At 63.0% G+C, this 19,966-nt stretch carries 14 protein-coding genes; 1 reads left to right on the top strand and 13 read right to left on the bottom strand.

Annotated features, from left to right (window positions below):
- Positions 1-24 precede the first annotated feature (24 nt).
- From hemE to pilM, 10 genes are all read right to left on the bottom strand, one after another.
- Positions 25-1,089: a uroporphyrinogen decarboxylase gene (gene hemE / locus BLS27_RS04430; RefSeq protein WP_043208573.1), complete on the bottom strand. Its 1,065-nt coding sequence runs from the start codon at positions 1,087-1,089 to the stop codon at positions 25-27.
- 238 nt (positions 1,090-1,327) lie between these two features.
- Positions 1,328-2,746, bottom strand: a complete 1,419-nt coding sequence (locus BLS27_RS04435) for an FAD-dependent oxidoreductase (protein WP_043208574.1) — start codon at positions 2,744-2,746, stop codon at positions 1,328-1,330.
- Between the two features lie 123 nt (positions 2,747-2,869).
- Positions 2,870-7,315 carry a glutamate synthase large subunit gene (gene gltB / locus BLS27_RS04440; protein ID WP_090343348.1) on the bottom strand — a complete coding sequence of 1,482 codons (4,446 nt, stop codon included), beginning with the start codon at positions 7,313-7,315 and terminating at the stop codon, positions 2,870-2,872.
- Positions 7,316-7,679: 364 nt separating this feature from the next.
- A complete protein-coding gene (locus BLS27_RS04445; RefSeq protein WP_043208580.1) occupies positions 7,680-9,317 on the bottom strand; it encodes an AAA family ATPase in 1,638 nt (545 codons plus the stop codon).
- A 15-nt stretch (positions 9,318-9,332) separates the two neighbouring features.
- Positions 9,333-10,430, bottom strand: a complete 1,098-nt coding sequence (gene aroB, locus BLS27_RS04450) for a 3-dehydroquinate synthase (RefSeq protein ID WP_090343351.1) — start codon at positions 10,428-10,430, stop codon at positions 9,333-9,335.
- A 97-nt stretch (positions 10,431-10,527) separates the two neighbouring features.
- Positions 10,528-11,046 (bottom strand): shikimate kinase AroK, encoded by a 519-nt coding sequence (aroK, locus tag BLS27_RS04455; protein ID WP_043208585.1) that lies wholly within the window; start codon positions 11,044-11,046, stop codon positions 10,528-10,530.
- Between the two features lie 4 nt (positions 11,047-11,050).
- Positions 11,051-12,286, bottom strand: coding sequence for a type IV pilus secretin PilQ (locus BLS27_RS04460; RefSeq protein WP_324724953.1), 1,236 nt, complete (start codon positions 12,284-12,286; stop codon positions 11,051-11,053).
- On the bottom strand, positions 12,243-13,259 hold the full coding sequence (locus BLS27_RS04465) for a pilus assembly protein PilP (protein ID WP_244155210.1): 1,017 nt from the start codon (positions 13,257-13,259) through the stop codon (positions 12,243-12,245). The genes BLS27_RS04460 and BLS27_RS04465 overlap by 44 nt, the downstream gene beginning before the upstream one ends.
- Entirely contained in the window at positions 13,256-13,792 is a 537-nt protein-coding gene (locus BLS27_RS04470; RefSeq protein ID WP_090343357.1) for a PilN domain-containing protein, read from the bottom strand. Before BLS27_RS04470 ends, BLS27_RS04465 begins: the two co-directional genes overlap by 4 nt.
- The gene (pilM, locus tag BLS27_RS04475; RefSeq protein ID WP_090343359.1) at positions 13,792-14,712 is read right to left on the bottom strand and encodes a type IV pilus biogenesis protein PilM; all 921 of its coding nucleotides are present in this window, start codon (positions 14,710-14,712) and stop codon (positions 13,792-13,794) included. Before pilM ends, BLS27_RS04470 begins: the two co-directional genes overlap by 1 nt.
- 163 nt (positions 14,713-14,875) lie before the next feature.
- On the opposite strand from pilM, the gene BLS27_RS04480 reads away from it, so the two are divergent.
- On the top strand, positions 14,876-17,326 hold the full coding sequence (locus tag BLS27_RS04480; RefSeq protein ID WP_425262095.1) for a penicillin-binding protein 1A: 2,451 nt from the start codon (positions 14,876-14,878) through the stop codon (positions 17,324-17,326).
- Positions 17,327-17,473: 147 nt separating this feature from the next.
- Here BLS27_RS04480 and BLS27_RS04485 read toward each other — a convergent pair whose 3' ends face one another.
- The 3 genes from BLS27_RS04485 to rpmE form a co-directional block, all read right to left on the bottom strand.
- Positions 17,474-18,742 (bottom strand): malic enzyme-like NAD(P)-binding protein, encoded by a 1,269-nt coding sequence (locus tag BLS27_RS04485; protein WP_043208592.1) that lies wholly within the window; start codon positions 18,740-18,742, stop codon positions 17,474-17,476.
- A 180-nt stretch (positions 18,743-18,922) separates the two neighbouring features.
- Positions 18,923-19,744, bottom strand: coding sequence for a thermonuclease family protein (locus tag BLS27_RS04490; protein WP_043208594.1), 822 nt, complete (start codon positions 19,742-19,744; stop codon positions 18,923-18,925).
- Between the two features lie 2 nt (positions 19,745-19,746).
- Positions 19,747-19,962: a 50S ribosomal protein L31 gene (gene rpmE / locus BLS27_RS04495; RefSeq protein WP_023378219.1), complete on the bottom strand. Its 216-nt coding sequence runs from the start codon at positions 19,960-19,962 to the stop codon at positions 19,747-19,749.
- Between the last annotated feature and the right edge of the window lie 4 nt (positions 19,963-19,966).

Consider the following 19,966-nt stretch of genomic DNA (forward strand, 5'->3'; position numbering starts at 1 on the left):
AGATGCAGGCGGCCATACTCGAACTCAAGCGTGGTATTGCGCCGACAGCTCGTGCACGGCGTTGATGAATGCACCAGCGTGTTCCGGGTCGACTTCAGGCGTAATGCCATGGCCCAGGTTGAACACATGACCGCTGCCATGGCCATAGCTTGCCAGGATCCGCGCCACTTCCTTGCGGATGGCTTCGGGCTTGGCATACAGCACAGTCGGGTCCATGTTGCCCTGCAGAGCGACCTTGTCACCGACCCGGCGACGGGCATCGCCGATCTCGCAGGTCCAGTCCAGGCCCAAGGCGTCGGCGCCGGCCTCGGCGATACTTTCCAGCCACAGGCCGCCGTTTTTGGTGAACAGGATAACGGGCACCTTGCGCCCTTCGTGCTCGCGGATCAGGCCGCTGACGATCTTGCGCATGTAGGCCAGGGAGAATTCCTGGTAGGCCGCCGCCGACAGGTTGCCGCCCCAGGTGTCGAAGATCTGCACGGCCTGGGCGCCGGCCTGGATCTGGCCGTTGAGATAGCTGGTGACCGACTGGGCGAGCTTGTCCAGCAGCAGATGCAGGGCCTGGGGATTGTCGTAGAGCATGGCTTTGGTCTTGCGGAAGTCCTTGGACGAACCGCCTTCGACCATGTAGGTGGCCAAGGTCCAAGGGCTGCCGGAGAAGCCGATCAGCGGTACGCGGCCGTTGAGCTCACGGCGGATGGTGCTGACGGCATCCATCACGTAGCCAAGGTCTTTGTGCGGATCTGGGATCGGCAGCGCTTCGATGTCGGCCGGGGTGCTGATGACCTTCTTGAAGCGAGGGCCTTCGCCGGTCTCGAAGTACAGGCCTTGGCCCATGGCATCGGGGATGGTGAGGATGTCCGAGAAGAGGATCGCCGCGTCCAGCGGGTAGCGGTCCAGCGGCTGCAAGGTGACCTCGCAGGCGAACTGCGGGTTCATGCACAGGCTCATGAAGTCCCCCGCTTTGGCGCGGCTGGCGCGGTACTCCGGGAGGTAGCGACCGGCCTGGCGCATCATCCAGACCGGGGTGACGTCTACGGGTTGCTTGAGCAGTGCACGCAGGAAACGATCGTTCTTCAGGGCAGTCATGTCGGCATCCAGCAAAAAAGTGCGGGCATTTTCTCAGACGCCGACACAAAAGGCACGGCCAAGGCCATGCGTTTTGTCTATTGAGTGCCGTAGATCAAGCATTTTTGTATACAAAAATGCTTCCTGGGCGGCCTTTCGTCGCCCAGGTCCACACATCTCACACCCTTATCGAGACCTTGCTGTACCTGTGGGAGCGGCTTTGGCCGAGATAGGGCTGCAAAGCAGCCCCACTGACGGATCAGACGCCGAGATAGTCAAGAATGCCTTCAGCTGCAGTGCGGCCTTCGAAGATCGCCGTCACCACCAGATCCGAACCGCGCACCATGTCGCCACCGGCGAACACTTTCGGGTTGCTGGTCTGGTGTTTGAACTTGGCCTTCTCCGGTGCCACCACGCGGCCCTGGCTGTCGGTCTGGATGTCGAACTGCTCGAACCACGGCGCCGGGCTCGGACGGAAGCCGAACGCGATCACGACGGCATCGGCCGGCAAGATTTCCTCGGAGCCTGGAATCGGCTCAGGGCTACGACGGCCACGGGCATCCGGCTCGCCAAGACGGGTCTCGACCACCTTCACGCCTTCGACTTTGTCCTCGCCGACGATGGCGATGGGCTGACGGTTATAGAGGAACTTCACGCCCTCTTCCTTGGCGTTCTTCACCTCGCGGCGCGAACCCGGCATGTTGGCCTCGTCGCGGCGATAGGCGCAGGTCACCGATTTGGCACCTTGGCGGATCGAGGTGCGGTTGCAGTCCATCGCGGTGTCGCCACCGCCAAGCACCACCACCTTCTTGCCCTGCATGTCGACAAAGTCTTCCGGCGACTTCTCGAAGCCCAGGTTGCGATTGACGTTGGCGATCAGGAAGTCCAGCGCGTCATGCACGCCCGGCAGGTCCTCGCCTGGGAAACCGCCCTTCATGTAGGTGTAGGTACCCATGCCCATGAACACTGCATCGTATTCGGCGAGCAGTTGTTCCATGGTGATGTCCTTGCCCACCTCGGTGTTCAGGCGGAACTCGATGCCCATGCCGGTGAAGACTTCGCGGCGATTGCTCAGCACGGTCTTTTCCAGCTTGAACTCGGGGATACCGAAGGTCAGCAGGCCACCGATTTCAGGGTTGCGGTCGAACACCACCGGAGTCACGCCCGCACGCACCAGCACGTCGGCGCAGCCCAGGCCCGCCGGGCCTGCACCGATGACTGCGACACGCTTGCCAGTCGGTTTGACCTTGGACATGTCCGGGCGCCAGCCCATGGCGAAGGCAGTGTCGGTGATGTACTTCTCCACTGAGCCGATGGTCACCGCGCCGAAGCCGTCGTTGAGGGTGCAGGCACCCTCGCACAGGCGGTCCTGCGGGCACACACGACCGCACACTTCCGGCAGGGTGTTGGTCTGGTGCGACAGCTCCGCCGCCGCCAGGATATTGCCTTCGGAGACCAGCTTCAGCCAGTTGGGGATGAAGTTGTGCACCGGGCACTTCCACTCGCAATACGGGTTGCCGCAACCCAGGCAACGGTGTGCCTGTTCGACCGACTGCTGGGGCTTGAAGGGTTCGTAGATCTCCACGAACTCCTTCTTGCGCTGGCGCAGCAGTTTTTTCTTAGGGTCCTTACGGCCCACTTCGATGAACTGGAAGTCGTTGTTCAGACGTTCAGCCATTTTTCAAAACCTCTTAACAGCAGCTGCAAGCTAAGCGCTGCAAGCCGCAAGACGATCACTTAAGCCGGGCGAACCTCGAACCGCTTCAACTTGCAGTTCGAGGCTCGCCACTTGCAGCTGCTTTTACTGCGGGTTGGCACGGGTGCTGGACAACAGTTGCTTGAGGTTGGCGGCCTTGGGCTTGACCAACCAGAAGCGACGCACGTAGTCGTCCAGGTTCTCCGAGAGCTCGCGCCCCCACTCGCTGCCGGTCTCTTCCACGTATTCGCCAAGGACCCGCGCCAGATGGCTGCGGTAGGCCTCCATCGCCTCACCACTGATGCGCTGGATTTCCACCAGCTCGTGGTTGAGTTTGTCGACGAAGGTGTTGTCCATGTCGAGCACGTAGGCGAAGCCGCCAGTCATGCCAGAACCGAAGTTGTAACCGGTCTTGCCCAGGACGCAGACAAAGCCGCCGGTCATGTATTCACAGCAGTGATCGCCGGTACCCTCGACCACAGCGTGGGCGCCGGAGTTACGCACAGCGAAGCGCTCGCCCGCGGTGCCAGCGGCGAACAGCTTGCCGCCAGTGGCGCCATACAGGCAGGTGTTGCCGACGATGGCGCTGTGCTGGGTTTCGAACGGGCTGCCGGCAGGCGGCACGATGGTCAGCTTGCCGCCGGTCATGCCCTTGCCCACGTAGTCGTTGGCATCCCCTTCCAGGTGCAGGTTCAGGCCACCGGCGTTCCACACGCCAAAGCTCTGGCCGGCAGTGCCCTTGAAGCGGAAGGTGATTGGCGCACCGGCCATGCCCTGATTGCCGTGCAGGCGGGCGATCTCGCCGGAGATACGCGCGCCGATGGAACGGTCGCAGTTGCAGATGTCCAGGCTGAATTCGCCACCGGAAAGATCGCGAATCGCCGGCAGGGCCATCTCGACCATTTTCTCGGCCAGCTCGCCTTTGTCGAACGGCGGGTTCTTGTCGACTTCGCAGAACTGCGGCTTGTCGGCCGGAATGTGCGAGCTGCCCAGCAGCGGCGACAGGTCCAGGTACTGCTGGCGCTCGGTATCGCCTGGCAGGATGTCGAGCAGATCGGTACGCCCGATCAGCTCGCCCAGGCTACGCACGCCCAGCTTGGCCAGCCACTCACGGGTTTCCTCGGCGACGAAGGTGAAGAAGTTCACCACCATGTCGACGGTACCGATGTAGTGGTCCTTGCGCAGCTTGTCGTTCTGGGTGGCAACGCCGGTAGCGCAGTTGTTCAAGTGGCAGATACGCAGGTATTTGCAACCTAGGGCGATCATCGGCGCGGTGCCGAAACCGAAACTCTCGGCGCCAAGGATGGCCGCCTTGATCACGTCCAGGCCAGTCTTCAGGCCACCGTCGGTCTGTACCCGCACCTTGCCACGCAGGTCGTTGCCGCGCAGGGTCTGGTGGGTCTCGGCCAGGCCCAGCTCCCACGGCGCACCTGCGTACTTGATGGAGGTCAGCGGCGAGGCGCCGGTGCCACCGTCGTAGCCGGAGATGGTGATCAGGTCCGCGTAGGCTTTGGCCACGCCAGCGGCGATGGTGCCCACGCCGGCCTCGGCCACCAGCTTGACCGACACCAGCGCCTGCGGATTGACCTGCTTGAGGTCGTAGATCAGCTGGGCCAGGTCTTCGATCGAGTAGATGTCATGGTGCGGAGGAGGCGAAATCAGGGTGACGCCCGGCACGGCATAGCGCAGCCGTGCGATCAGGCCGTTGACCTTGCCGCCAGGCAGCTGGCCGCCCTCGCCGGGCTTGGCGCCCTGGGCCACCTTGATCTGCAGCACTTCGGCGTTGACCAGGTATTCCGGGGTGACGCCGAAGCGGCCGGTGGCCACCTGCTTGATCTTCGAGCTCTTGATGGTGCCGTAGCGGGCCGGGTCTTCGCCGCCCTCGCCAGAGTTGGAGCGCGCGCCCAGGCGGTTCATCGCCTCGGCCAGGGCCTCGTGGGCTTCCGGCGACAGGGCGCCGAGGGAGATGCCCGCGGAGTCGAAGCGCTTGAGGATGTCCTCCAGCGGCTCGACCTGGTCCAGCGCCAACGGCTGGTCGGCCAGCTTGACCTTGAGCAGGTCGCGAATCATCGACACCGGACGCTGGTCGACCAGTGTGGTGTATTCCTTGAACTTGGCGTAGTCGCCCTTCTGCACTGCTGCTTGCAGGGTGTTGACTACATCCGGGTTGTAGGCGTGGTACTCGCCGCCGTAGACGAACTTGAGCAGGCCGCCCTGCTGGATCGGCTTGCGCGCGCTCCAGGCTTCGGCCGCCAGCAGCTTCTGGTCGTTCTCAAGGTCCACGAAGCGTGCGCCCTTGATGCGGCTGGCCACGCCCTTGAAGCTCAGGCCGACCACTTCCTCGGCCAGGCCCACGGCTTCGAACAGCTGGGCGCCGCGGTAGGAGGCGATGGTGGAGATGCCCATCTTCGACAGGATCTTCAGCAGGCCTTTGGAGATGCCTTTGCGGTAGTACTTGAACACTTCATCCAGGTCGCCCAGCACCTCGCCGGTGCGGATCAGGTCGGCCAGCACTTCATAGGACAGGTAAGGGTAGACGGCCGAGGCACCGAAGCCCAGCAGCACGGCGAAGTGGTGCGGGTCACGGGCGGTGGCGGTTTCGACCAGGATGTTGCTGTCGCAGCGCAGGCCTTGCTCGGTCAGACGATGGTGTACCGCACCGACCGCCAGGGAGGCATGCACCGGCAGCTTGCCTGGGGCAATGTAGCGGTCGCTCAGCACCAACTGAGTCTTGCCGCTGCGTACGGCTTCCTCGGCCTGGTCGGCGATGTTGCGGATGGCCGCTTCCAGGCCGACGCTCTCTTCATAGTTGAGGTCGATCAGCTGGCGATCGAAGCCTTCGCGCTCCAGGTTCATCAGCGAACGCCACTTGGCAGGCGAGATGACCGGGGAGCTGAGGATTACCCGCGAGGCATGCTCGGGGGATTCCTGGAAGATGTTGCGCTCGGCGCCCAGGCAGATCTCCAAGGACATGACGATCGCCTCGCGCAGCGGGTCGATCGGCGGGTTGGTTACCTGGGCGAACTGCTGGCGGAAGAAGTCGTACGGCGAGCGCACGCGCTGGGACAGCACGGCCATTGGCGTGTCGTCGCCCATCGAGCCGACCGCTTCCTGGCCCTGCTCACCGAGCGGACGCAGCACCTGGTCACGCTCCTCGAAGGTGACCTGGAACATTTTCATGTATTGCTTGAGCTGGTCAGCGTCATAGCTGGCCACGCCTTGGTCGTCGGTCAGGGTCGCCTGGATGCGCAGGGCGTGCTGACGCAGCCAGCGCTTGTAGGGATGGCGCGACTTCAGACGATTGTCGATAGCGTCCGTGTCGAGAATCTGGCCGGTTTCGGTGTCCACGGCGAAGATCTGGCCCGGGCCAACGCGCCCCTTGGCCAGCACATCCTCGGGCTTGTAGTCCCAGACGCCGATTTCCGAGGCCAGGGTGATGTAGCCGTTCTTGGTGGTCACCCAGCGTGCCGGACGCAGGCCGTTGCGGTCCAGCAGGCAGACCGCGTGGCGGCCCTCGGTCATGACGATACCGGCCGGGCCGTCCCACGGCTCCATGTGCATGGAGTTGTACTCATAGAACGCGCGCAGGTCGGCGTCCATGGTCTCGACGTTCTGCCAGGCTGGCGGTACCAGCATGCGCACGCCGCGGAACAGGTCGATGCCGCCGGTGACCATCAGCTCGAGCATGTTGTCCATGCTCGAGGAGTCCGAACCCACGCGGTTGACCAGCGGGCCGAGCTCTTCGAGGTCGGGGATCAGATCGTTGGCGAACTTGGTGCGACGGGCGATAGCCCAGTTGCGGTTGCCGGTGATGGTGTTGATCTCGCCATTGTGGGCGAGGAAGCGGAAGGGCTGCGCCAGCGGCCACTTCGGCAGGGTGTTGGTGGAAAAGCGCTGGTGGAACACGCAGATCGCGGTTTTCAGGCGCTCATCGCCCAGGTCCGGATAGAAGGCGGAAAGATCCGCCGGCATCATCAGGCCTTTGTAGATGATGGTCTTGTGCGAGAAGCTGCAGATGTAGTGGTCGGCGTCGTGGGCATTGGCCACGGACGAGCGACGACGGGCACTGAACAGCTTGATGGCGAACTCCTGGTCGCTCAGGCCTTCGCCGCCGATGAAGACCTGCTCGATCTGCGGCAGGCGCTCCAGGGCCAGGCGGCCAAGCACGCTGGTGTCGATCGGGACTTTGCGCCAGCCGACCAGCTTCAGGCCAGCATTGATGATCTCGCGATCCATGTTGGCGCGGGCCGCTTCGGCCTTCACCGGGTCCTGATTGAAGAACACCATGCCGACGGCGTACTGCTTGGGCAGCTCGACGGCGAAGTGTTCCTGGGCCACGGCACGCAGGAATTGATCGGGCTTCTGCATGAGCAGACCGCAACCGTCGCCGGTCTTGCCGTCGGCGTTGATTCCGCCGCGGTGGGTCATGCAGGTCAGCGCCTGCATGGCGGTTTGCAGAAGATGGTGGCTCGCCTCGCCCGTCATATGGGCGATCAGGCCGAAACCACAGTTGTCCTTGAATTCTTCGGGATGGTACAGACCTGTTTTCATAGACACTTTCTCACCAGGTTCGCCTCTCAACCAAGGCAAATCTCTTTTTAGTACAACCACTTACCATCCACGCCGATCGAATGCCAGCTTTTTGCGGTGGGCAATGGGAAACCATTGTTGCACAGGGACAGCAACGCCCACAAATTTTCATGACGCATCATTGAAAACTTATGTCGCATCTTTGAATGTTTTTGCGCCATGCGCCGTGGTAGCGGCTTGGCTCGAGTCTGAAGCGTTTCAGCCATGACTGCAAGAAAGGGCTTGTGGCCGGCAGTCCGGGACAGAAAAGCCTGTTGCGCTCAGGCGCAGCAGGCTTATCGAAACTCAGGCAACTGGGCAGCAGGGTGGAGCCGCCCGGAAGGTGTCAGCGGGCCGTGGCCAGCTCTTGTTGGACGCTGCCTACGGTTCGTGGCCAAGGTTTACCAGCCTGGACCTTGGCTGGCAAGTTCTTGATTGCCGCAACCGCTGCATCGCGGCTGGCGAAGTTGCCGTAGGTCACCACGTAGAGGGGTTTGCCCTGCAGGGTCTTCTTGAAGTAGCGATAGTCGCCACCCTGGGCTTTGACGAAGGACTGGGCGGAGGCCTCGGAGCTGGTGCCGAAGATCTGCACCACGTAATTGCCCGGTTTCTGACCGCTGTACCAGCCGCTATTGCCCGCGCCACCAGCGGTTGGCTTGGCAGCCGGCTTGGCGGTGGCGACCTGGGTCGGCGCCGGGGCAGGCTTGGCAGGTGCAACCGGCTTGGCCGGCTGGGTTGCGACTGGCTTGGGCGCAGGTGCAACAGGTTGGGCTGGTGCGGTGGCGACACTCTGGGCCGGCGCGCTAGTGACAGGCTGAGCCGGTACCGGGGCTGGGCCTGCGGTGGCACCTTGCGGCGGCGCGATGGTCGTGACAGTCGGCGGGTTGGCCGGCTGCAGTGCGGTGTTGCCGGCCGGGCCGCCCTCCTCGCCATCACCCATGCCGGCCGCCTGGGCCAGCGGCTCGCGCATCACCGGCTGCGACTGCCCAACCAGCGGCAGTGGCATTGGCTGGGAAGAGCCGGAGAACTCGATGGCTGGACCACCATTATTGGACTGGGCATTGGCCGGCTGGCCTTCACCCAGCGGCAACTGGGCCTGGGCGGCAGGCGCTTCGGCAGGCTTGTCACCGCCCTTCTTGGGCATCAGGACCGCCGCGGCAACCGCGACCACGACGACAGCGGACAGCGCGAGCACGTGTTTCTTAGGCATATTGAACCCCATGGATGGTCGCTTCACCGTACTGCGGCTAGCGATCATGGCTTCGATCAAGGTATCGCGGGCGACCTGGTTAATGTTGCCAGGCCAGCCGTCGGAGTTTTCATGGATGTCGACGATCTGTTCACGGGTGAACACCTCGATGCCCCGGCCTGCGCCATCCAGACGCTGCTCCAGGTACTCGCGGGTTTCCTCCTCGCTGTAGGGCGCAAGCTCGATGACATGGAATCGCTCTCCGTCGGCATCGAGCCCTTCCAGTGCGGCGATCAGTGACGGCTCACCGAACAGGAACACGTGCGGACGGCCCTCCGGAACACCCGCCGCCAGCTCCAGCAACGCTTGGAGTGCCGACTCGTCGAGTTGTTCCGCATCGTCCACCAGCAAATAGACTTCCTGCCCGGTCAGCGCCAGTTGCACGACTTGGGCGAGGATGGTCTGCACTTCGGCATTGGCGACATTGAGTGCCTGTGCCACCTGGGCCAGAACGCTGGCCGCGTCGCCCGCGCCACGGGCCGAGACCACCACGCTCTGCACCGACTGCTTGTTGGTGCTGGCCACCAGGGCCTGGCGCAGCAGGGTCTTGCCGCTGCCCACAGGGCCTGTGACCACCAGCATCAGCTGGCTATAACGCGCCAGATGATGCAGTTGGCCCAGCACCGGCTTGCGCTGGGCGGGGAAGAACTTGAAACCGGGCACACGGGGCGCGAACGGATCGTGGCTCAACTGATAGTGGTCGAGAAACGCCTCATCGGCATGCAAACTGGTCATTGCGCTGTCACAACCTCAAAGCTGGGCCACGATTGCGCGGTAATCCGCTGCCAACGTGGCCTGAAGAATCTCTTTCGGATAGTCGTCGGTCACCACGGCCTCGCCCATCTGGCGCAGCAGCACCAGGCGCAAGCGACCGTCGAGGACCTTCTTGTCGACCGCCATGTGTTCCATGAAGTGCTCAGGGGTCATCTCCTGGGGAGGCACCACCGGCAAGCCGGCCGCCTGCAGCAGACGAATGCCGCGATCTCGCGCAGCCTGGTCGATCCAGCCCAGGCGCATGGACATTTCCAGCGCCATCACGGTGCCGGCCGCCACGGCTTCGCCATGCAGCCAAACGCCATAACCCATGTGGGTCTCGATGGCATGGCCGAAGGTATGACCGAGGTTAAGCGTGGCCCGCACGCCGGATTCGCGTTCGTCAGCCCCAACCACCGCAGCCTTGGCCGCGCAGGAGCGGCGGATGGCTTCGGTGAGCGCGACGGGCTCCAGCTCGCGCAGGTCATGGATGTGGGCTTCAAGCCAAGTCAGGAACGGCTCGTCGCAGATCAGGCCGTACTTGATGACCTCGGCCAGGCCCGCCGACAGTTCGCGTGCCGGCAGGGTCTTTAGGCTGGCGGTGTCGATCAGCACGGCGTTGGGCTGATAGAACGCGCCGACCATGTTCTTGCCCAAGGGATGATTGATACCGGTCTTGCCGCCCACCGAGGAATCGACCTGGGACAACAAGGTAGTCGGTATCTGAATGAAGTCGACGCCGCGTTGGTAACAGGCAGCGGCGAAGCCGGCCATGTCACCGATGACACCACCGCCCAGGGCCACCACGGTGGTCCGGCGATCATGCCGGGCGGTGAGCAGGGCATCGAAGATCAGTTGCAGGGTTTCCCAGTTCTTGTGGGCCTCGCCATCGGGCAACACCACGGGCAATACCGCATAGGCACCGAGGGTGCGGCGCAGACGTTCGAGATACAGGGGGGCAACGGTTTCGTTCGAGACAATGGCGACCTGCCGTCCGGCAATGTGCGGCGCCAGCAGTTCGGGCTGGTCCAGCAGGCCTTCGCCAATGTAGATCGGGTAGCTGCGTTCGCCCAGGTCGACCTTTAATGTCTGCATGTATCCCCACAATGTACTAGGGCGCGGCATCGTCCAGGCGACCCCGCGCGGTAACGTTCAACCCGCCTCGGCGTTGGTCGCCGAGAATAGTCCCGGCTTACCGGGGCGGCAACTTCTGCAAGCGCTCAAGGATGTCGAGCACCACCATGCGCGGCGGCCGTTCGTCGGTTTCCACCACCAGGTCAGCGATTTCACGGTAAAGCGGGTCGCGGGTTTCCAGCAGGGCGCGCAGGGTCGCCTCCGGGTTGGCAGTGCGCAACAGTGGCCGATTGCGATCACGCGCTGTGCGCCCGACCTGCTGCTCCACCGAGGCGTGCAGGTAGATCACCCGTCCGCCCTCACGCAGCGCCCTGCGATTGGCTTCACGCATCACCGCGCCGCCGCCGGTCGCCAGGACCACGCCATCGAGGCCACTGAGTTCGGCGATCATGGCCTGCTCACGGTCACGAAAGCCCGGCTCGCCTTCTTTGTCGAAGATCCACGGGATGTTGGCGCCGGTTCGCAGCTCGATTTCCTTGTCGGAATCCTTGAACAACAGGCGCAGCTCTTTGGCCAATAGGCGTCCGATGGTGCTTTTTCCAGCGCCCATGGGTCCCACAAGTATCAAATTTCGCACAGAATCAACGACTCACAGCAATCGCCTGGTCACTCATGATACGCGGAGTCAGGAAGACCAGCAGCTCGGATTTTTTCTCTTGTAATACATCGCGTCGAAACAGCCTGCCAACATACGGCAGATCGCCTAAAAATGGCACCTTGTCGACCACATTGTTTTGCGTGGTCGAGTAAACGCCACCGATGACGATCGTCTCGCCGTCCGCCACCCGCACCTTGGCGTTGACCTCATTCTTGCGGATGGGCGGGACGTTGTTCAGTGCATTGACGTAGTCAGGCTCGTCCTTGGTCACCCTGACAGCCATCACGACTTTGCCATCGGGCGTGATCTGCGGCGTCACCTCAAGCGATAACGATGCCTCGCGAAACGAGATGGAGGTCGCGCCACTCTTGCTGGTTTCCTGGTAAGGCACCTCGGTACCCTTGATGATCCGCGCGGTCTCCTTGTCAGCGGTGACCACCTTCGGCTGGGAGATGATCTCGCCGTTTCCGCTCTTTTCCATGGCACTGAGCTCCAAGTCCAGCAGCGTCCCGCCTCGTAGCACCCCCAACCCAATGCCGGACGTCCCCCGCTCCACACCCAGGTCGACGAACAGTTCTTTTCCCAGACGAGCGGTATCGCCTTGCAGGGGCGCGCCCCAGCGCACACCCAGGCTTTTTTCGTAATCGACGTTGGCCTCGACGATCCGCGCCTCGATCAGCACTTGTCGCACCGGCACATCCAGCTGCCCCACCAGTCGCCGCAACTCGGCGAGTCGGTCGGCCGGCTGGTAGGCCACCAAGGTGTTGGTCCGTGGGTCGACACTCAGGCTGCCGCGCCCGGTGAGAATGCCCTCGTCGGCGAGCGCGGCCAACAACAACTCTGCCATGTCCGCCGCCTTGGCGTGATGGATCGGCAGCAGCTCACGCCGCATGGGCTGCAATTGCGCATCCAGCGCCTGCCCAGACCGGGCTTCACGAAACTGCTCTGCCAGCTCCGCGATGGGCGCGACCACCAGAACGTTACCCTCCTCGCGCCGGGCCAGTCCTTTGCTGCGCAATACAAGGTCCAGCGCCTGATCCCAGGGCACGTCTTCCAGGCGCAAGGTAAGACTGCCTTGTACCGTGTCGCTGGCAACCAAGTTGATGCCGGCATGATCGGCCAGCACCTGCAGCGCCGCGCGCACTTCGATGTCCTGGAAATTCAGGGACAGCGGCTCACCTCGATAAAGCGATGCTGTCGCCGCCGGGCTCGACAGCATTGCCATCACCATGCCGATCTTCAGTTTGTTCAGCGTCATCCATGACCTCGTTGTTGACCCGCTTTCCCATGGCCAGGTAGACCGACCGCTCGTGCCACACTCCCGCGACGAACACACGCTCGCGCACCTCGATCTGGTGTCGATCGATCCGTACCACGACACCCTCATTACGCCCCACACGGTCCCCAGAACACACCCGATACAACCGTCCAGCCGACCACAGCAGAGCCTGGTGATGCCCAGCCTGCGACAGGCTGCCGACCATCTCCAACTGATCCAGGGGCACGCCAGCCAGCCCCGTCACGGCGGCCTGAGTCGACCAGGGTACGAACAGGTCCACGCGCGGAGGGCGGGCCGCCGGCCTCGCCGGCTCATGGGCCAGCGAGGCCGGTACCGGCAGTTCTTCGCCCGGGTGATACGAAGCGACCTGCACCTGCAGGCGCAGCAGGCCTGGACGCTCGGGCAAGTCGACCAGCCGCAGGCTCGTTGCCCGCAAGAGACGAACCTGGCCGAACCATTCGTCCAGCCACATCCGCAGCGCGGCATAACGCCCCACGACCTCTACCCGCAGCGGCACCATCTGGTAGCCAGTCTCCACGCGCGCCTGCTCCACATCGAGCTGTTCGAACACCAACCCATGGGCATGTCCCGAACTGGTCAGCTCGTCGAGCAGATCACTCATGTTCGCACCCGCAGCCAGGCGCCAACGCGCATCGCGCAACTGCAGCGTGGCATCGTCCAGCGCCAGCCGGGCAGACTCGTGCAGGTGCAGCGCCTGCGAATTGCCCGACAGCGCCAAGTTCAATGATTGCTCTTGGCCCTTGCCCAACTGATAGGTCCGATACCGCCCTTGGAGAAGCCCGAACCACCCGGCAAGCAACACCAGGGCGATCAACGTCGCCAGAATCGCAGCAATGAAACCCCGCGAACGGATCCCCCACTCCCGCCAGTCGGTCACCTCGGCCCACGTCATGACCACGAAACCGGCACCTGGGCCAACAACAAGAACTCTTCACCCGCTGGCACATTGCGAAGGCGTTTTAGCTCCAGCCCCTGCAGGACGGCAGACTGCTCGAGCGCGCGCATGAGCTGCGCCAGGACAGCGGGGGACGCCGCCAACCCAAGCACTTGCACGCGATTTTCCTGCAAGGTCAGTTCGCTCAAGCTCAATCCCTCTGGCATGGCCCGCTCAAGCTCGGCGAACACCACCAAAGGCAGACCTTGATCGGCACGCAGGCGAGCCAGGGCTGAAGATTGCGCCTGCACGGCCTCGCGCCGCTCACGCAGCCCATCGATGCGCGCGAGCTCCGCTTGCTGCTCTTGCAACAAAGCCTGGCTTTGCGCAATGGCCAATTCCTGGCTCTGCAAACGCTGACGGGCCATATGGTCGAGCAGCATCACGCCGCAGAAGGCGACCAGGACACTGGCGAGCACGGCCAGCTTGAAGCGCCGAACTGCCGCAAGGCGCTGCCGTTCGCGCCAGGGAAGCAGGTTCAACCGCAGCATCACTGCCCTCCTCCCAATGCCAGTCCGTAGGCTAGCGCCATGCCACCAGCCTCCCTGCACGACAGCGTGGAATCCATGGCCAGGCCCGCCAGCGCCAGGCCAGCGAAAGGCCAGAGCGACTCACACGGCATCGCCAGTTGCTGCGCGAGCCCTCCCAGCCAGCCGTCTTCCGGCACATCGCACGGTGCGACGTGAAGGCATTCGACGGATGTTCCCGTCAGCGCACTGCGCAGCCAGTGCCCGATACGTTCGAGGCGTTGTGCCTGGTCCTGCTCGGGCACGAAGCGCAACTCCAGACGCTGAGGCATGAAAGGCTCCGACCAGGTATGCACGGTGGCACGAACAGCCTCGATCCTGAGGACCGCCGCTGCGGTAAGTCGGCCAGGGGCGAGCGTGCGGGCCAAGGCCAGGCTGTCGACTTCGACCATCACCAACTGCAAGCCAGCGCTGTGGAACACCTGCTCCAACGGCTCCAACAGACAGTGGCGGCAAGCCCCCACCAGCACGCTCACCTCATCGACCGGCCCCGGCACCGTCTCGAGCGTCTGGAAATCCAGCGCGAGGTCCTGCAATGGAAACGGAAACAGGCGCTCGGCCTCGGCCAGCAACTGCGCCTCCATCTCGCTGTCGGACAATCGCGCCGGCAGCCGATGTACCTTGCAGATCACCTCAGAGCCCGGTAACGCCACTGCGGCCTGACGCTGACGAGACCCACTACGCTGCCAGGCTCGTTGCAAGGCCTTGGCCACCACATCAGGATGTGCCGTCCAGTGCCCCGGTGGCGCCTCGAAAGGCTCCACGGCCCAGGCGCAGACTGCATGGCCGCCCTGGCGCCGTTGCAATTGAAGGATTCGAACGGAACCGGAGGCGATTTCCACCCCCAGCAGTGAACCGGCATCCCTGCCGAAACGTCCAAGCATGGTTCTTCCTTGAAAGATCGTCGCAGTGCCGCACTACAGGAGCCGACCGTCCAGGCCGGCCGGTCGCCCCGGCAAAGCGAAAAATGCTTATAATGCCCAGCGTTTTTTCCTGTCCGCCGGACCGCGTGCAATCCACTCCCAACCTGGACACCCAAAAGCCTTGATACGTCTGCTGAAGTTCTTCTGGTGGTCTTTCGTCGCAGTCATCTGCGCGCTCGTACTCGGTGTGAGCGGTGCGTTTCTGTATCTTAGCCCCAGCCTCCCCTCGGTCGAGTCCCTCAGAAGCATCCAGTTGCAGATCCCCTTGAGGGTGTACAGCAGCGACGGCAAGCTGATTGCGGAATTCGGCGAAATGCGCCGCTCGCCTATCCGTTTCGCGGATATTCCCCCACAGTTCATCCAGGCGCTTCTGTCAGCAGAGGACGACAATTTCCTCAATCACTATGGGGTCGATCCGAGCAGCCTGATGCGCGCCGCGACCCAGCTGGTGAAATCTGGCCACATCCAGACCGGCGGCAGCACGATCACCATGCAGGTGGCGAAGAACTTCTTCCTCACCAGCGAGCGCAGTTTCTCGCGCAAAACCAATGAAATCCTCCTGGCCTTGCAGATCGAACGCGAGCTGACCAAGGACGAAATCCTCGAGCTGTACGTCAACAAGATCTACCTGGGCAACCGCGCCTACGGCATCGAAGCCGCTGCACAGGTGTACTACGGCAAGTCCATCCGCGACATCAGCCTGGCCCAGATGGCCATGATCGCTGGCCTGCCCAAGGCGCCGTCTCGCTTCAACCCGCTGGCCAACCCGGTGCGCGCCAAGGAGCGCCGCGACTGGATCCTGGGCCGCATGTACAAGCTCGGCAAGATCGACCAGGCCAGCTACGAGGCCGCCCTGGCCGAGCCGCTCAATGCCAGCTATCACGTCCCGACACCCGAGGTTAACGCGCCCTACATCGCCGAAATGGCCCGCGCCGAAATGGTCGGCCGCTATGGCAGCGATGCCTACACCGAAGGCTTCCGCGTGACCACCACGGTGCCGAGCGACATGCAGGAGATGGCCAACAAGGCCGTGCTCACTGGGTTGACCGACTATGACGAGCGCCATGGCTATCGCGGCCCAGAATCGCGTTTCCCAGGCAAGACCCACGCCGCCTGGCTGCAGGAGCTGAGCAAGCAGCGCACCCTTGGGGGCCTTGAGCCTGCCATCGTCACTCAGGTCGACAAGAGCGGCCTGAAGGTGCTGACCCGCAGTGGCGAAGAGGAGCACGTAGCCTGGGACACCATGAAATGGGCCCGGCCATTCCTCAACAGCAATGCTCAGGGTCGCTCCCCTCAATCGCCCGCGGACGTAGCCCAGGTCGGTGATCTGATCCGTGTGCAGCGCCTGGAAGACGGCAAGCTCAAGTTCAGCCAGGTGCCTGGTGCCCAGAGCGCACTGGTCACTCTGGATCCTTACAACGGCGCCATCCGCGCACTGGTCGGCGGTTTCTCGTTCGAACAGAGCAATTACAACCGCGCCATGCAGGCCAAGCGCCAGCCCGGTTCGAGCTTCAAGCCCTTCGTCTACAGCGCCGCACTGGACAGCGGCTACACCGCCGCCAGCCTGGTCAACGACGCACCGATCGTGTTCGTCGACGAGTACCTGGACAAGGTCTGGCGCCCGAAGAACGACACCAACACCTTCCTCGGCCCGATCCGCATGCGCGAAGCCCTGTACAAGTCGCGCAACCTGGTCTCGATCCGACTGCTGCAATCGATCGGCGTGGGCAAGACCATCGACTACATCGCCAAGTTTGGCTTCAACAAGCAGGACCTGCCGCCGAACCTGTCTCTGGCGCTGGGGACCGCAACCCTCACGCCGATGGAAATCGCCACGGGCTGGAGCACTTTCGCCAACGGCGGCTACAAGATCAGCCCCTATCTGATCGAACGCATCGAGAGCCGCAACGGCGAAACCCTGTTCACCGCCAATCCGGCGAGGGTTCCTCAAGAGGGTCAGGACCAGGCCGGCATCGCCGCGCCGGAACAGCCGATCAGCATCCAGCCGCTGCCAGGCGAAGCACCCTCGACACTTGGCCAGGTGGCACCCGCGCCACAGGCACCGGTCGTGGCCGAGCGCATCGTCGACGGTCGTACCACCTATATTCTCACCAGCATGCTGCAGGACGTGATCAAGCGCGGCACCGGCCGCCGCGCCCTGGCCCTTGGTCGAAACGATCTGGCGGGCAAGACCGGCACCACCAACGAGTCCAAGGACGCCTGGTTCACTGGCTACAACGCCGACTACGTGACGACCGTGTGGGTTGGCTTCGACCAGCCGGAGACCCTGGGCCGGCGCGAGTATGGCGGCACCGCCGCGCTGCCGATCTGGATGAACTTCATGGGTGCGGCGCTCAAAGGCAAGCCCGAGCACGCCCCAGCCGAACCGGAAGGCATCCTCAGCCTGCGGGTCGATCCGGTCAGCGGCCGCGCCGCCACGCCAAGCACTCCGAATGCCTATTTCGAGCTCTTCAAGGCCGAGGATTCCCCGCCTTCGGTAGACGAGCTGGGCAACGGTGCGGCACCAGGCAGCCCGCTGCCGGCCGATGAAGCGGCGCCGATGGATCTTTTCTAAGCAGCACAAGCGACAAGCAAGAAGAAGGGCGCGCCGGCTCTCCCGGCCCCCCCCTACAGACAACCTCGAACAACGTGTCGCTCGCAGCTCTAAACTCGAAGCAAAAAAAACCGGCTCATTTGAGCCGGTTCTTTTTTGCGTTCTGCATTAACCGTTGAACACGTCGTTCACGTTCTGCAGTGGGTAGTGCTTCGGATACGGCAGGGTTGCAACGCCGGACTCGATGGCAGCCTTGGCCACGGCATCGGAGACGACGGTGATCAGGCGTGGGTCCATCGGCTTCGGAATGATGTACTCACGGCCGAATTCCAGCGCCTGCACGCCGTAGGCGTCGCAGACTTCCTGCGGCACTGGCAGCTTGGCCAGGTCCTTCAGGGCGATGGCGGCGGCGATTTTCATTTCTTCGTTGATGCGCTTGGCACGTACGTCCAGAGCGCCACGGAAGATGAACGGGAAGCCCAGCACGTTGTTGACCTGGTTCGGGTAGTCGGAACGACCGGTAGCCATGATCACGTCGCTGCGGGTCTGGTGGGCCAGCTCTGGCTTGATCTCCGGATCCGGGTTCGAGCATGCGAACACGATCGGGTTCGCAGCCATGCTCTTCAGGCCTTCCGGGCTCAGCAGGTTCGGGCCGGACAGACCCACGAAGACATCGGCACCTTCCAGTGCGTCAGCCAGGGTGCGTTTGTCGGTCGCGTGCGCGAATTGGGCCTTGTACTGGTTCAGATCGTCACGGCCTGCGTGGATCACGCCGGTGCGGTCGATCATGAAGATGTTCTCGACCTTGGCACCCATGCTGACCAGCAGCTTCATGCAAGAGATGGCGGCAGCGCCAGCGCCCAGGCAAACGATCTTGGCTTCGTCGAGCTTCTTGCCGGCGATTTCCAAGGCGTTGATCATGCCGGCCGCAGTGACGATCGCGGTGCCGTGCTGGTCATCGTGGAAGACCGGAATGTCGCACTGCTCGATCAGCGTGCGCTCGATCTCGAAGCACTCAGGCGCCTTGATGTCTTCCAGGTTGATGCCACCGAAGGTGATGGAAATACGCTTGACGGTGTCGATGAAGGCTTGCGGGCTTTCGGAGTCGACTTCGATGTCGAATACGTCGATGCCAGCGAAACGCTTGAACAGAACACCCTTGCCTTCCATGACCGGCTTGGACGCCAGCGGACCCAGGTCACCCAGGCCGAGGATGGCGGTACCATCGGAAATCACCGCAACCAGGTTGCCTTTGCCGGTGTACTTGTAGGCCAGCTCTGGATCACGGCCGATCTCACGCACAGGCTCGGCGACACCCGGGCTGTAGGCCAGGGCCAGGTCACGGGCGGTTGCGGTCGGCTTGGTGAGTTCGACGCTCAGTTTCCCCGGACGAGGCTGAGCGTGGTATTCGAGAGCGGCGGTTTTCAGGTCTGACATGGTGGGCATTCCGCTTGTTTACTGTTCTGACGGACCGCCGAGGATACGCAAAGAGCCGGGGGGCCACAAGACTGCCCGGTCACTTGTGTCAAGGCCTTTAGCCTACGACTTTACGCTATAACCCACGGGGGCATACACCATCAAGTGTGTACAATTTAATAGCGAAATGTCTACAACTATTTACCCTGAAATCCGTTCGAGCATGCTCGGATCGGTCAACGGCAATTCCCAGCGTCGCTGCCCAGGCTTCAGCCCACCCTTGCGGGAACGATCCAGCACCCAGCCGCGCGCCTCGACCTGGCGTCCCTTGAGGTTATCGAAGAAGCTCGAGGGGAAGTTGCGCTGCAGACGAGCGGGAATGCGAAGCACCACCGCATTGCCAAGTTCCAGCCAAACACCACCACGATTGCGCTCGATAGCCTTTACTTTGCCGCTTATGACAGCAAAGCCCGACTGCCGGACATCACCCTCTCGCAGCACTGGCGACTGCCGCCATAACCCGATCCGCGCCGCCCTGGCCGCCTGCTCGGCCTGTTGCTGGCAGCGGGAAAGCTTGACGTTGGGCGCCACCGCGACGCGATAGCCCAAGCCCTCGCTGAGCAGTGTGGCTTCAAGATTGTTGCCATCCCGGCCATAGATGTGCGCCAAGGTGCGACCGTACTTGTCCTTTCCCTCTACCCCCGGCACCAGCCCGACCCGACCGTCGCTGGCTTTGACCAACGCCTGCAAACGCTGCCTGGCGGCCTCGGCATAGGGCTCGCTGGTGCGACCTTTACGGCCGATTTCCGGTGCATTGATGCCGATCATCCGAACGCTGCGTCCATCACTCAGACGCAAGGTGTCGCCATCGACCACCTGTCGCACCGCCACCTGCTGCGGCTTGTCGGGCAATGGGCAGAAAGCCAGCGCGGGAAAATGCCAGATCGCGCCCACAAAAAAAGCGCCCACAAGGGGCGCCTTTTTTTGCAGCAGCGCGAAACCCGAGGGATTCGCCATGCGCATGATTACTTCTTGGTACCGAACATACCGAAGCGATCGGCGAACTTCTGTACGCGACCACCGGTGTCCAGGACTTTCTGCTTACCAGTGTAGAACGGGTGGCACTGGGAGCACACGTCGATCGCCAGCGGCTTGGCCAGGGTCGAACGGGTTTCGAATTTGTTGCCGCAGCTGCAGGTGACTGCAACTACTTCGTAGTTCGGATGAATATCTGCTTTCATGGTC

It is taken from the genome of Pseudomonas guariconensis, assembly GCF_900102675.1.
In the GTDB taxonomy this organism is placed as follows: Bacteria; Pseudomonadota; Gammaproteobacteria; order Pseudomonadales; family Pseudomonadaceae; genus Aquipseudomonas; species Aquipseudomonas guariconensis.